At 57.8% G+C, this 13,125-nt stretch carries 10 protein-coding genes and 1 pseudogene; 6 read left to right on the top strand and 5 right to left on the bottom strand.

Features of this window, described 5'->3' with window-relative positions:
• Positions 1-319: 319 nt before the first annotated feature.
• The 4 genes from selD (at position 320) to FJ398_19300 (ending at position 7,170) form a co-directional block, all read left to right on the top strand.
• Positions 320-1,348: a selenide, water dikinase SelD gene (selD, locus tag FJ398_19315; GenBank protein ID MBM3840070.1), complete on the top strand. Its 1,029-nt coding sequence runs from the start codon at positions 320-322 to the stop codon at positions 1,346-1,348.
• Positions 1,349-1,642: 294 nt separating this feature from the next.
• Entirely contained in the window at positions 1,643-4,786 is a 3,144-nt protein-coding gene (locus FJ398_19310) for a vitamin B12-dependent ribonucleotide reductase (protein ID MBM3840069.1), read from the top strand.
• 132 nt (positions 4,787-4,918) lie between these two features.
• Positions 4,919-5,602, top strand: a complete 684-nt coding sequence (locus tag FJ398_19305) for a TIGR00730 family Rossman fold protein (protein MBM3840068.1) — start codon at positions 4,919-4,921, stop codon at positions 5,600-5,602.
• 305 nt (positions 5,603-5,907) lie between these two features.
• Complete coding sequence (locus tag FJ398_19300) at positions 5,908-7,170, top strand: insulinase family protein (protein ID MBM3840067.1); 1,263 nt, start codon at positions 5,908-5,910, stop codon at positions 7,168-7,170.
• Here FJ398_19300 and FJ398_19295 read toward each other — a convergent pair.
• From FJ398_19295 to FJ398_19275, 5 genes and pseudogenes are all read right to left on the bottom strand, one after another.
• The gene (locus tag FJ398_19295) at positions 7,150-7,461 is read right to left on the bottom strand and encodes a hypothetical protein (GenBank protein MBM3840066.1); all 312 of its coding nucleotides are present in this window, start codon (positions 7,459-7,461) and stop codon (positions 7,150-7,152) included. The genes FJ398_19300 and FJ398_19295 overlap by 21 nt on opposite strands.
• Before the next feature lie 139 nt (positions 7,462-7,600).
• Entirely contained in the window at positions 7,601-7,963 is a 363-nt protein-coding gene (locus tag FJ398_19290) for a DUF1428 domain-containing protein (protein MBM3840065.1), read from the bottom strand.
• 150 nt (positions 7,964-8,113) lie between these two features.
• Positions 8,114-9,670 carry a POT family MFS transporter gene (locus FJ398_19285; protein MBM3840064.1) on the bottom strand — a complete coding sequence of 519 codons (1,557 nt, stop codon included), beginning with the start codon at positions 9,668-9,670 and terminating at the stop codon, positions 8,114-8,116.
• Between the two features lie 313 nt (positions 9,671-9,983).
• Positions 9,984-10,136: pseudogene (locus FJ398_19280) on the bottom strand (HAD family hydrolase).
• Between the two features lie 149 nt (positions 10,137-10,285).
• Positions 10,286-10,576: a hypothetical protein gene (locus tag FJ398_19275; GenBank protein ID MBM3840063.1), complete on the bottom strand. Its 291-nt coding sequence runs from the start codon at positions 10,574-10,576 to the stop codon at positions 10,286-10,288.
• A gap of 41 nt (positions 10,577-10,617) precedes the next feature.
• Here FJ398_19275 and FJ398_19270 point away from each other — a divergent pair, with 41 nt between their 5' ends.
• The gene (locus FJ398_19270; protein MBM3840062.1) at positions 10,618-10,869 is read left to right on the top strand and encodes a type II toxin-antitoxin system RelE/ParE family toxin; all 252 of its coding nucleotides are present in this window, start codon (positions 10,618-10,620) and stop codon (positions 10,867-10,869) included.
• Between the two features lie 416 nt (positions 10,870-11,285).
• Entirely contained in the window at positions 11,286-12,122 is an 837-nt protein-coding gene (locus tag FJ398_19265; protein ID MBM3840061.1) for a PDZ domain-containing protein, read from the top strand.
• Positions 12,123-13,125 lie beyond the last annotated feature (1,003 nt).

The following is a 13,125-nucleotide window of genomic DNA, read 5'->3' as shown; positions in this document are numbered from 1 at the left end:
TTTTGCCTGGGGCTGCGTTGCTCCTCGGTCACAGCCCCACTGGCGGGGGATGCTCGCTCGTCGCGCCTTGCCCCAGGCCAAATTGGGCGCAACGAACGTGAGCGTATTTACGAAACGGACCACTAAGCGACCCGCTGCGATCCATGTTCAGCCGCGGATTGTTCGCGCATGGGATTTCGCCGTCCCACGTGTGGGAAACGAAGGATTGATTGTTCTCTTTGAAGGAATCCCTTACAAGACCACTCGTGAACCGCGATTCTAGCCAGCCTTACTTTACGGAGAGGAGGTGTCCGCCTTGTCCCGCGAGCAAATCCTGAAACTGACTTCGCTGTCGTCCTGCGCCGGCTGAGCTTCCAAGCTCAGCCAGGAGGCTCTGACGCAAGTCTTGCGTCAGCTCCCCATGTTGCGCGATCCGAACCTGCTCGTCGGCACCGCTACCGCTGACGACGCCGGTGTTTACCGGATCGACCGGGATCGCGCCCTCGTGCAAACGGTGGACTTCTTCACGCCCATCGTGGACGACCCTTTCGTCTATGGTCAGATCGCGGCAGCGAACGCGATTTCCGATGTCTATGCCATGGGCGGACGTCCGCTCACCGCGATGAATTTGATGGGCATTCCAACCGATGTTGTGCCGCCGCGAATTATCAATGCAATTCTTCGCGGAGGCGCAACCAAAGTAAAGGAAGCCCGATGCGTGCTGGTGGGCGGCCACACGATTCGCAACCCAGAACCGGTCTATGGCCTCTCGGTGACCGGCCTGGTCTCGCCTCGCCGGATGATCACCAACGCTGGCGCGCGCCCCGACGATCTGCTCGTGCTTACCAAACCACTCGGCATCGGCATCGTCACGACTGGGATCAAGCGAGGCCTCACCAGTCCGTCGCTCGCAAGAAAGGCTGTCAAGGTCATGGCTCAACTGAACGCGGTCGGCGCGGATTTGGCTGAAGCCGGGCTGGTCCGCGGCGGGGTTGACGTGACCGGCTTTGGTCTGCTCGGCCATCTGACATCCATGTGCAAAGCCAGCGGCGTCGGTGCGGTCATCCAAGCGGATCAAGTTCCGCTCGTGAGCGCCGAAGTTCATTCGCTCATCGCGAAAAACTGTATCCCTGGCGGCAGCCGCGACAACCTGGCGTTTGCGAACCGTTTTGTGGAATGGGACAGCGCTTCGGACGCGCAGAAGTTTTTGCTCGCCGACGCGCAGACCAGCGGAGGGCTTCTCCTGGCGGTTCCTCCACGAAACTTGGAGAAAGTGTCTAAGCTCTTGAAAGCTGGCCGGGCCTTGTGCTCCGCGACCATCGGTAGAATGATTCGTTCCACCAAATCTCGGATTCTTGTTCGGAGTTGAATTCTTGGGACGCCGGACTGGAAGCTTATCCTCCTCCCATTCCATTGATACATCCAATAAGGCAATGAGTTACGTCGGATGCTTGCCTTTATCAAAAATTCCGTTGACTACACAATAAGTTGTGTTTAGTCTTCACTCTACCCTCTACTAATAGGTAGGCTGGTCGGCGGCGGGCAAGGTTGTTTGTCGTCGGAAGATGAATCAATTTAGTAGTGTTGCTAGATCTCTTTTTCAAGTGCAAACCCGGCCGAAATTGCACGAACAGGAAAAAACCAAACCCTGATTATTTGAACCATGATTGACGCACGTGATCCAATCCTGCCCTCCGCTCCGACCCAGAATCGCCGTGGCCGCATGGGCACGCCCCGTCGCGAACGTGAACGTTCCAGGGCGTCCGCTCGGCGCCACCCCGGCCGAAGTTCGATCAGGACCGAACGGATTTTCAGCGACCCAAAGGTTAAGCCCTTCGACCAAATCGAATGGGAAAAGCGCAACGCGGAGATTACGGATGACGCAGACAAGGTCATTTTCAAGCAGGACAATGTCGAAGTGCCTAAGTCCTGGTCAATCCTGGCGACCAAGGTCGTTGTTTCGAAGTATTTCTACGGCGAACAGAACACTCCGGAGCGCGAGACTTCAGTTCGCCAATTGATCCACCGCGTCTGCCGCACCATCGCGGACTGGGGCGCCAAGGACGGCTATTTCAGCAAGGCCGAAGGCGAAGTGTTTTGCGACGAACTGACCTGGCTGTGCTTGAATCAATATGGCGCGTTCAATTCCCCCGTTTGGTTCAACGTGGGACTCTATCACCAGTATGGCGTGGGAAGCAATTCGGCCCGGGGCAACTGGTTTTACGACCGCCGCAAGGCCAAGGCGGAACGCGCTCGCACCCAGTACGAATACCCGCAAGCCAGCGCGTGCTTCATCCAATCCGTTGCCGACAACATGGAAGACATCATGCGGCTGGCCTACAGCGAGGCGATGCTCTTCAAGTACGGCTCCGGCACCGGCACCGACCTCTCGCCGATTCGCTCCAGCAAAGAAAAGCTCAGCGGCGGCGGAAGGCCGAGCGGCCCGCTCTCCTTTTTGAAGGTCTATGACCAGATCGCCAACGTCGTCAAATCGGGCGGCAAAACCCGGCGCGCAGCCAAGATGAATACCCTCCATGATTGGCACGGCGACATCGAGGAATTCATCGAAGCCAAGATGAAGGAGGAAAAGAAGGCCTGGGCGCTCATTGAGCAAGGGTACAGCGGCTCCTACAATGGAGACGCCTACGGCGGCGTCATGTACCAGAATGAAAACCTTTCCGTGCGCGCCAGCGATGAGTTCATGCACGCGGCCCTCGAAGCCAAAGAATGGTGGACCCGCGCCGTCACAACCGGCAAGCCTCTCGACAAAAAGGACGCCCGAACGCTCCTGAACAAAATCGCCGCGGGCACCTGGACCTGCGGGGATCCGGGCATGCAGTATGATGGCGCGATCCAGAAGTGGCATACGTGCAAAGGCACCGAGCCGATCCATTCCACCAACCCCTGCTCCGAATACGTCTTTTTGAACAACACGGCCTGCAATCTGGCCTCTTTGAACCTGATGAAATTCAAGCGGGCCGACGGAAAGTTCGACGTCGAACGATTCAAGGCCGCCGTCCGGATTTTTATCACCGCGCAGGAAATTCTCGTGGACAACGCGAGTTATCCCACCAAAGACATCGCCGAGAATTCGCATGTTTTCCGCACGCTTGGCCTGGGCTACGCCAACCTGGGATCGCTCATCATGAGCTATGGTTTGCCGTACGACTCCGATGAAGCCCGCGCTCTGGCCGGCGCAATCACCGCTATTCTCACTGGGCACGCTTACGAGCAGTCCGCCGCGATGGCCGCGACCATGGGCGCTTTCCAGGGCTATCACGACGCGCGTTGCGCCGGGATCGACAAACCTCTGTCCAAGGACAACGTTGATTCGATGCTGGGGGTCATTCAGCAGCACCGCGACGCTGTCGAGTCCATCCAGCCGAGTGAGGAGTTCAATTATTTGAAGGACGAGGCGCGGCAATCCTGGAATCGCGCGCTGGAAATGGGAAAAGAATTCGGCTTCCGCAATGCCCAGGTCACCGTGTTGGCCCCCACCGGCACCATCGCTTTCCTGATGGACTGCGACACGACGGGTGTGGAACCGGACATCGCTCTGGTCAAATACAAACTCCTGGCCGGCGGCGGCATGCTCAAGATCGTCAATCGGATGGTCCCGGAGGCATTGGCGCGACTGGGCTATGGCGAGGAACAAATCGCGGGCATGGTCGCACACGTCGAGAAATTCGACACTATCGAGGACGTCGAGGAGAACGGCCAAACGATTCGGAGCGGGCTTAAAGCGGAGCACCTGGCGGTCTTTGATTGCGCGTTCAAGCCCTATCGCGGCAAGCGCAGCATCCATTACATGGCCCACTTGAAAATGATGGGCGCGGCTCAACCCTTCATCAGCGGAGCCATTTCCAAGACCGTCAATTTGCCGAATGAATGCACCGTTGCAGACATCGCCGATGCTTACATTCAGGCCTGGAAGATGGGGCTGAAGTGCGTCGCCATCTATCGCGATGGCTCCAAACGCTCGCAGCCGCTCAACACCAAGAAGACCACTGAAGGAGAAACCCAGATCGACGAACTCGCGTTAACTCAGGCTCGGATTCATGAACTTGAGGCGGAGGTAATCAGGTGGCGTTCCCAAGTCGGCCAGCCTTTGCGGCGCCGGCTTCCGGAAACCCGCAAGGCGATGACTCATAAATTCGATATCGCCGGACACGAAGGTTACCTGACGGTTGGCTTGTTCGACGACGGCCAGCCCGGCGAGCTGTTCATCACGATGGCCAAGGAAGGATCGACCATTGGCGGCTTGATGGACTGCATTGGCACTTTGACCAGCATGGCGCTGCAGTATGGTGTGCCGCTGGAGACGTTGGTCAGGAAATTTGCCCACCAACGATTCGAGCCTTCCGGTTTCACCAAGAACCCTCAGATTCGCAGCGCCACGTCGATTATCGATTACGTCTTCCGCTGGATGGCCGTGCAATTCATTCCGGGTTATGGCGAAACAAACGCTCCCAACCGCAATCAACCCGAACTCGCCATGCCGGGGTTGATCGAGGAAGTCAAAAAGCGAGTGAACCGGCCCGTCCCAGAGTTGCCGCTGTCGGAGGAAACGGACGCCAGCGGCGCGTTCGTTTCGCGTGGAGGAACCTCTAACGGAAACGGAAACGGCAGCCACGGCAAAGCGCACCACGGAATTTCCAATGGCCATCGCGAAGCTGCAGGCCTGTCGGACACGATCGCTCACTTCCAGCAGGATGCGCCGACGTGTCCAAGCTGCGGGCACGTCGCGGTTCGGAACGGAGCTTGCTATAAATGCCTTAATTGTGGGGACAGCTTAGGCTGCTCATAGATTTAAAGGAGGCGCCTGGGAACAGAACAAGCCGGGGAGCAATCTCCGGCTTGTTTCTTTCTGCCTCCCTACCAACGGCCTCGCGACGCGTCTTGTCTTGTCGGAAGGAATGGCCGCGCCTATTGTCCGCCCATGCACAACAACATCCCTCCTGGGTTTATCCGCGAAGATCCGTGGCGAATTTTCCGCATTATGGCCGAGTTCGTGGATTCTTTCGAGACCCTCTCTCAAGTCGGACCCGCCGTTACAATCTTTGGCTCCGCCCGGATTCGGACGAGCGACCCCTACTACCAAAAAGCGGTCACTCTCGGAAAGGAACTGGCCAAACAGGGCGTGGCGGTGATCACAGGAGGCGGCCCCGGCATCATGGAAGCCGCCAATCGCGGGGCCAGTGAAGGCAAGGGAAAATCGGTCGGCCTCAATATCGAACTGCCCTTCGAGCAAAAGCCCAATCGCTATGCCAACGTGCCGATCAATTTCCACTATTTCTTCTCGCGCAAAGTTTGTTTCGTGAAATACAGCGTCGGCTTCGTCTTCATGCCGGGAGGATTCGGAACGCTCGACGAATTCTTCGAGATTCTCACGCTGATTCAAACCCAGCGTATCTCCCGTTTCCCGGTCATTCTTTACGGACGGCGCTACTGGAGCGGCCTCCTCAAATGGATCAAAGGAACGGTGCAGAAGAATGGCTACATCAGCCCTCAGGATTTGGATCTCTGCACGTTGACCGACGATACCGAAGAGGCGATTAGTGTCATTCAGGACTACTTAAGGCGAGTGGGACCGCCCGAAAGTGTCCCCATAGCCTTTGCTTGAAAGCGTAACGGCGAGCTTCCAGCCTGCCGGTTGAACGATGGGAACGCGTGCCCCGGCGCTATCAGACACCGTACGTGTTTAGCGCGGGTAGCACAGGCGGCTCGCCTGTGCTGTCGGGCGACCCGACCGACAGAATGGCGGTTGTGTTCGAGGGAGAATTCGCTCCCCGTTTACTCGGGAGCGAGCTTCCGTTTCGTTCGGCGAGTCGCCGGACGAGGCGGGCGGGTTGCCCGCGCTACCCACGCTAAACAGACTTCAGACACCAGGTCGGCTGACATTTCTCAGACAAGCTTTGATTCACCGGTATGTATCGGATGTCGCGACATCAAAACGGCTTGACGGTCATCACGGCAGAAATGCCTCACATGGCCAGCGTGAGCATTGGCATCTGGGTTGGCGTGGGAGGACGCTACGAACCCGCTCCCCTTTCCGGCGTTTCCCATTTTATCGAGCACATGCTCTTCAAAGGAACACGCCGGCGCACGGCAAAACAAATCTCCCAGGATATCGAGGGCGTCGGCGGATACCTGAACGGTTTCACCACCGAAGAGAGCACCTGTTTCTACGCCAAAGCGCGTCACGACCGATTTCGCGACTTGCTCGACGTGCTCATGGACATGTTCCTCAATTCCACCTTTGATCCGGTCGAAATCGACAAGGAGCGCAGCGTCATCAAAGAGGAACTGGCCATGTACCTGGACCAACCGCAGCACCACGTCCAGGAATTGCTCAACGAAACCCTCTGGCCGGATCACCCGCTGGGCCGTTCCCTGACCGGGACGAACGAAACCCTGGATGCCATGAGACGGGCGGATATTCTCCGTTACCTCCGCCAAACCTACGTTAGCAATCGCGCCGTGGTGGCGGCCGCCGGAAACTTGAGCCACGACAAGTTTGTGAAATCCGTCCACCGGTTTGCGCGCGGATTCCTGCAGGGGGCGCGCCCTCGCTTCGCCCCAGTCACGCATGCCCAGACCGCTCCGCGCGTCTGTCTGTTCACGAAAGCGGTGGAGCAAACGCAGATTGCGCTGGGCATTCGCGCGTGTTCCCGGCATGACGAGCGCCGCTTTGCGTTGCGGCTCTTGAGCACGATTCTGGGCGAGAACATGAGTTCGCGCCTCTGGCAAATTCTTCGCGAGGAACGCGGCCTGGCTTACTCCATCGGCAGTTCCATCAGTTGCTTCGACGATGTCGGCACGCTGACAATCTCGGCGGGGCTGGACACGGAGAAAGTCGGGGAAGCGCTGCGATTGACCGTCCGGGAAATGAAGCGTCTGTCCTCCGCCGCGGCCCCCGCCGCTGAATTCCGGCGCGCGCGCGATTACGTCATCGGCCAGATCGATCTGAGCCTGGAAAACACGGAAAACCAGATGATGTGGCTGGCCGAGCAATTCCTGGGTGACGGCAAGATCCTGTCGCCCGCCGAAATCAAGCAGCGACTCTCAACCGTGACCGCGAACGAAGTGCGCGCCGCCGCCCGTGATTTCTTTCGACCGGAGCGGTTTAGCCTGGCGCTGGTCAGCCCGTTGAAGAAAACCGCGCCTCTCTCAAAACTGCTGGTGGGTTGATTGGAGCGAGGAAAACTTCTCGAAGCAGCGCTTGCCCAGGATCGGAATCCTGTAGGCTCCGGGAACTCGATCGACCATTTTGATCAGGTTGGCGCGAATCGAAGTCAGGCCCAGAAAGAACTGCGCCTCCGCGTTGCCCTGTGCCGCCGCCGCAAACCAATCTTTGCCGCTGGCGGCTTTGCTCCAGTAATCGAGATTCTTCGGGTCCGGTGCTGGCCGCGACATCAGGATTAGACCCAGCAGGACAATGGAGAGAGCCACGACGGCGGCTGCGAGCAGGCTGTTTTTCATGAGTCTCACTCCAACTGTTCGCTAACCAACTCGGTTTTGGGGTTGCCCCAGGACTTGACCGAGTTCCCAAAGGGCGGGACGGTCCAGATACTCTTGTGCCACCGTCGCCTGGCCGGATCCAAACACATCCGGATTGAGATCAAGCCTCCACAATGGCCTTGAAGCCACCGTAGAGCATGCGCCTGCAATCGAAAGGCATGTCCTTCGGGTCGCACATGTTCGCGATGCGCGGGTCCTTCATCACCCTGGCGTTGACGGCGTCGCGATGGGCGCGCGATTTATAAACGATGTACGAGAAGACAACGGTCTCGCCCGGCTTGGTTTTGATGCCTTTGGAAAAGGGCATGGCCCATTCCGCCCGAAGGTCATCCCCCACGCATTCTTTGTATTCCAGGGCGCCGAGTTCGCGCCAGATTTTGCCGGCCTTGGCTGCGATGCGTCGGTAAGCGGCGATTTTTTTCTTCGGCACCGGGATCACGAATCCATCGATGTAGTGTGGCATAAGGATGTTCTTTGTGTGGGATGGCGGTTTACACTTTATTGCCGTTCCTCCAAGCGCAAAATCGACGACGCATTCCAGGGATTTCCAGGGAAACGGCCCGCTCCACCCGCGTGCCTTTTTGCAGGGGCGAATCGAGCGGCGTCATTCAAATCATCCGTCCCTGCTCCGATAGTAGTCTGCGACGCGGTAGTTCCGGGCGACGAGGCCAAAGGCGAGCGCGGCGGCAAAGGCGAAGCCGGCGAAGAAAAACATCTGGAACGCCGTGACGCCGAATCCGGTCGAAGCGATGAAATTGGTGACGGCCGTATTCTTCACCGCCGCATTCACGACCAGCACCCAGAGGTTGCCGACGGTTACCGAGAGATTCCAGAACGCCATTAGCGCGCCTTTCATCGCGGGCGGCGCCTGGCTGTAGGCGAATTCTAGGCCCGTCGTCGAAACCAGCACTTCACCCATCGTCAACAGGACATACGGCAGCACCTGCCAGAGGATCGAGAACGCATGACTGCGGTCGAGCGCCACTTGCATCCCGCCAACGACGATCCAGGCCAGGCCGGCAAAGGCGATGCCCGCAGTCATGCGCCGCAGCGCCGTCAACTCGAAGCTGAGACGCTTGAGCGCTGGATAAAGCACCAGGTTGTTGAACGGAATCAAAAGCATCACGAGCAGCGGATTGAGCGCCTGCATCTGCGAGGATTGGAACCAATCGGGCTTGGTCATCGCATCCGCCTGCAAAACCCACGTCGAAGCCTTCTGGTCAAAAAGCGACCAGAAAGGTGTCACGAGAAAGAAGAGCCCGAGCACCCGCAACACCGAACGCACGCCCGCCACGGCCTGGTCCGGATGCTGGCCGCGGGCGCCTTCCAGTTGCAGCCAGACTCCCGCGCCCCCGAAAGCAATTAACGCCACCAGCGCGGTGCAAAACGACACCACGAAACCAAACGACGGCACCAAGACGAACGCGGCGAGGGCAATCACCACCCCGACGCCGGCGAGGACGGTTCCAGCGCGTCCCGACGCGAGCGCAGTCCGGGCGACGCGCAGGAACGAATGCGGATCAGGCGGCGCCGGCGGCACGAGAACGTAGCGCTTGCGGCCGAGCCAGAAAATCAGGGTCGCCAGGAACATGAGCGCGCCTGGGATGCCGAACGCGATCGCGCCGCCGAATCGCCGCAGAAAAACGGGCATAAGCAGCGAGGCAAAGAACGAACCGAAATTGATCATCCAGTAGAACGCGTCGAATACCACCTTCGCGCGATGCTTGTTGGTTTGATCGAACTGGTCGCCCACGAAGGCCGCGACGCACGGTTTGATGCCGCCGGAGCCGAGCGCAATCAAGCAGAGACCCGTGTAAAAACCGGTCCGGTTCGACTCGAACAGCGCCAGGCAGAGATGCCCGGCGCAATAGACCAGGCTCAGCCAAAAGATCGTGTGGTACTTGCCGAGAAAGCGGTCCGCGAGCCAGCCGCCGAGCAGCGGAAAAAAGTACACGCCGATCACGAACGTGTGAAACACGTCCTTCGCCGCGCCGGCGCGGTCCGTCTCCGGCAGATACCGCAGCAACGACGTGACGAGAAACACCGTCAGGATGTTGCGCATGCCATAGAAGCTGAACCGCTCGCACCCCTCGTTGCCGATGATGAAGGGAATCTGGCGGGGGATGGGGACGTTGGCTGGTGCTCCGGTGTTTGAGATAGTTGCGCTCATGCGTGGTTCGTCCGAGAGAATAGCATGACGGGCAAATCAGGTATCGCCGATTTGCTATCGGCGGCGCGCCAACAGGTTCCAGAGCGCTCGAACGAGTCGGCACCAAGCGGTATGCAATTCCGCGATACGGCAGATTACAAATCGATTACAAATCTGCGCTACAAGCCGCGTCCTCATTCGGAGAGGCGCGCCCTTCTCCGAGAAAAGCACGACCGACGATCACGGAGTTCCTGCAGGCCACAAGTTCATCCAAGCCGCGCCCCTGTTATCGTCGTTCATGCCAATCGCGTCGTTCCTGGGTGTGGGATACCGTTCAGGCAAGCTTGTCGGCAATCTCAGGGACCGTGACAAAAATCTCCGCTGGACTTTGCGCGCCCAACGCCTCCGGACTGTGTTGGCCCCAGGTCACCGCGCCGAAGGCAATTCCTGCCGCTCTTGCGGCCTCTGCATCACGAATCTCATCTCCAAAAGACACTGCGCATCCAAGGCAGCGTGTCCGCCAACGTGCCGTCGAAATCGAAGATGGCTAAACGATACTTCAAGATTGGAAGCTCCGCTCTGACCGCCGCGATCCCATCGCGGCAAGGCCCTGCGTTTGACGCGGACATTAGCAGATTAAGTCACCAAGTCACCGCAAGGATTGCAGAACCATGTTGCGACTGATAGCTTCCCATCATGAGTCGCCTTGAATTGGCCGTTGAAAAGGTAAAACACCTGGACGAAAACCAGGCTGAAGCGCTGTTGGAATGGCTTGAACTCCGCGAGGATCGCGAAGCTCTTCGCCGAAGGCTCGATGAGGAGATTCAGATCGGTCTCGACCAGTTGAAGCGGGGCGAAAGAATTCCAGGCGAGCAGGTGCATGCCCAGATTCTGGAGCGCAGCCGGCAACGGCGGGCCGGCAAGCATGGCTTGATTCCTTCTTTTCTCCGGAGGCCCGCCTCGACCTGATGGAAATCTGGGAATACATCGCGCGCGACAACGTGGATGCCGCCGACCGCGTTGAGCAGCAGATTCAGGAAGCCGTTTCGCTGCTCGCCCGCCATCCCGAGTTGGGCCACTTGCGGCCCGATCTCACCTCTAAACCCGTTCGCTTCTGGGCGGTGTATTCCTACCTTGTCGTTTACGATCCCAACACGCGACCGCTTGAGGTGGTGCGCATCCTGAGCGGCTACCGCGACATTGCGGCCTTGCTAAAATAACCAGGCAGATGTGATCCAGTAACTGGCACAAATACTTGCGGCCCGGTCGCAGTCAAAGCGGGACACGGTGACAAAGCTCACGCCGCCCGCGTCCTCCAACAGGCCATGCGCGACGTGGGCGCGGCGAAGGGCTGGATTCTCGACCAGGCCGAGGGCATGGACACCCTGCGGCCTGGCCTGGTCCGGCGCAGTTTCCCGGCCACCCCGGAGTGGTTGCCGTAAACCAACGCGAATCCGCGACATCAACTCCAAAAGCCTTGGATACCGACAAGAGAGGGCAGTCCCGATTATTGGATATAACAAATTCAGGAACAACTGTCCAAAGACCGGACCCTTTCCCAGAGTTCCCAGAGTTTTCCGATTGCGCCCCGGCACAACAAGACTAAACTCACCAAGCTCAGCAAAGGGAAGCCTACATGAAACACTCCAAGGTGTATCGAGGTGCGACGCAAGAGAAGCCAACTCAACTAAACGCAGTTCGCTGTGTGGTGGTCACCGTGTGCGCGCTGATCAATCTGACAGGCTGCGTCACGACCTCCAATGGATTTGGTCAATTCTACCAAGACATGATTGGTACGGGCATCACGAATGTGCCGCCGTATTCGGGAACCACGGAGATTCTCGTGGCATCGAACCCTACGAATGACGTGAAAGACTTGTATCGAAATGGTTTCGTTCTTCTCGGAACATCAGCGTTTCAAGGCCCGCCCCAACCTGATGTTGCCTTGATGTCCCAAGCAAAGAAGGTGGGGGCTGACTTCGTTCTATTGCGGTCTGCATACTTAGGAAGCCATCAGGCAGCCGTTCCTTGGGTTCAGTATAACCCTGGCCAAACTTACACAACGGCGAGTTCGGGCACAGTCAATGCCACTGCGTGGGGAGGTGGTGGCTATGCTTACGGGACTGGGAATTATTTTGGCACTTCTACAACCACAACACCGGGGACTTTCAGCACCCAGGTCATTCCGCTGACCGTCCATCGGTATGAGTATGAAGCAGGATTCTTCAGGAGAAAGAAGCCTCTCATCCTCGGAGTGTTGCCTCAGCCGTTACCACCCGAAATCCGGCAGAAGTTGGAGCGGAACACAGGAGCCTTCATCTGGGTCGTCATGGCAGGGTCCCCGGCTTTCAACGCAAACATTTTGGAAGGTGATGTGATTTTGAAAATCAACGGATTGGATGTGCTTTCTGACGCCGACTCAGATCTTGCGCTTTGGTCAGAGCAGCTTCGAAAGTCCAACCTTTTTGCTTAGCCTTCCTGGCGAGGCTCTCAAGCGTTTTAATGCGTGGCCCCCCTGTCCGCTCTGTCCGAGCGCGAGCCAAGTCACGATTGCCCGCCGCGGCGATACTTTGCTTGATCAGCTTCTCTATGAATGGAAGCTGCGATTCGGCCAGGGATTTGATCATTGAATAGGAATCTTCAGCAATAGTTTCCAGAATATTCTGACAATCGCTCCTGTCGCACTTTTTTCAACGGGAAGAAGGGGTCCTGGGTCAGTCCTGGCTATTGGACTCAGGAAAAATTGTCTAAAGACCCGGACCGACACGTTTCCGAGACACTGGGGAATCAGTGGCGGGCGTGGCGCGTTGGCTTGCTTCGTCCATTTCGGCGAACGATGATTCAACGCGTGATCGCCGATTATCGAGCAGGCAAGCGGAAGCTCAGATAAACAGGGAAAAAGCAGTTCAACCACAGAGAGCACAAAGAACACAAAGATTGACAGGCTCTCATAGTGAAAGACCGATTCGCCCCGCGGGTGGATGGCGCGTATCGTTCAACTTGTTTCTTGTTTCCTCTGCGCTCTTTGTGCTCTCTGTGGCTAATCAACAGCCGTTTTAAGGATGAACGATTTGCTGGCCCTGCGGAAACCGTTCGGAATCGAAATCCTGACGCCTCGAGAGTTTCTGGCACGAATTCGTTGAACAAATCCTTCACCGGCTGAATTCGTAGCACCTTCTCGGAGAACGGCGTTCTTCTGCCATCTGGGGAGCACACGCGCCCTCGCGTGTTCCGACCGGCGCCTCGCCGGTCGGAAGGGACGCGTCGGACTGGGACTCAAGCGTAAAAGAGCGATTGGACCCACGAAACACACGAACTACACGAAAAATGAAGGGGGCACCCGCAAAGAGGGTGCGACTTTTTCCGTCGGTCAGTTTTTTGCCAATTTTGCCCAGTATCGGTCCCAGTCATTGTTGGCGCGCGTGGTTCTGAGTTGAAGCATCGATTCCGCATTTGGAATCTTCCACCAAGCACCG

The organism is Verrucomicrobiota bacterium (genome assembly GCA_016871535.1).
Classification (GTDB): Bacteria; Verrucomicrobiota; Verrucomicrobiia; order Limisphaerales; family SIBE01; genus VHCZ01.
This window is presented reverse-complemented; position numbering and strand designations above follow the sequence as displayed.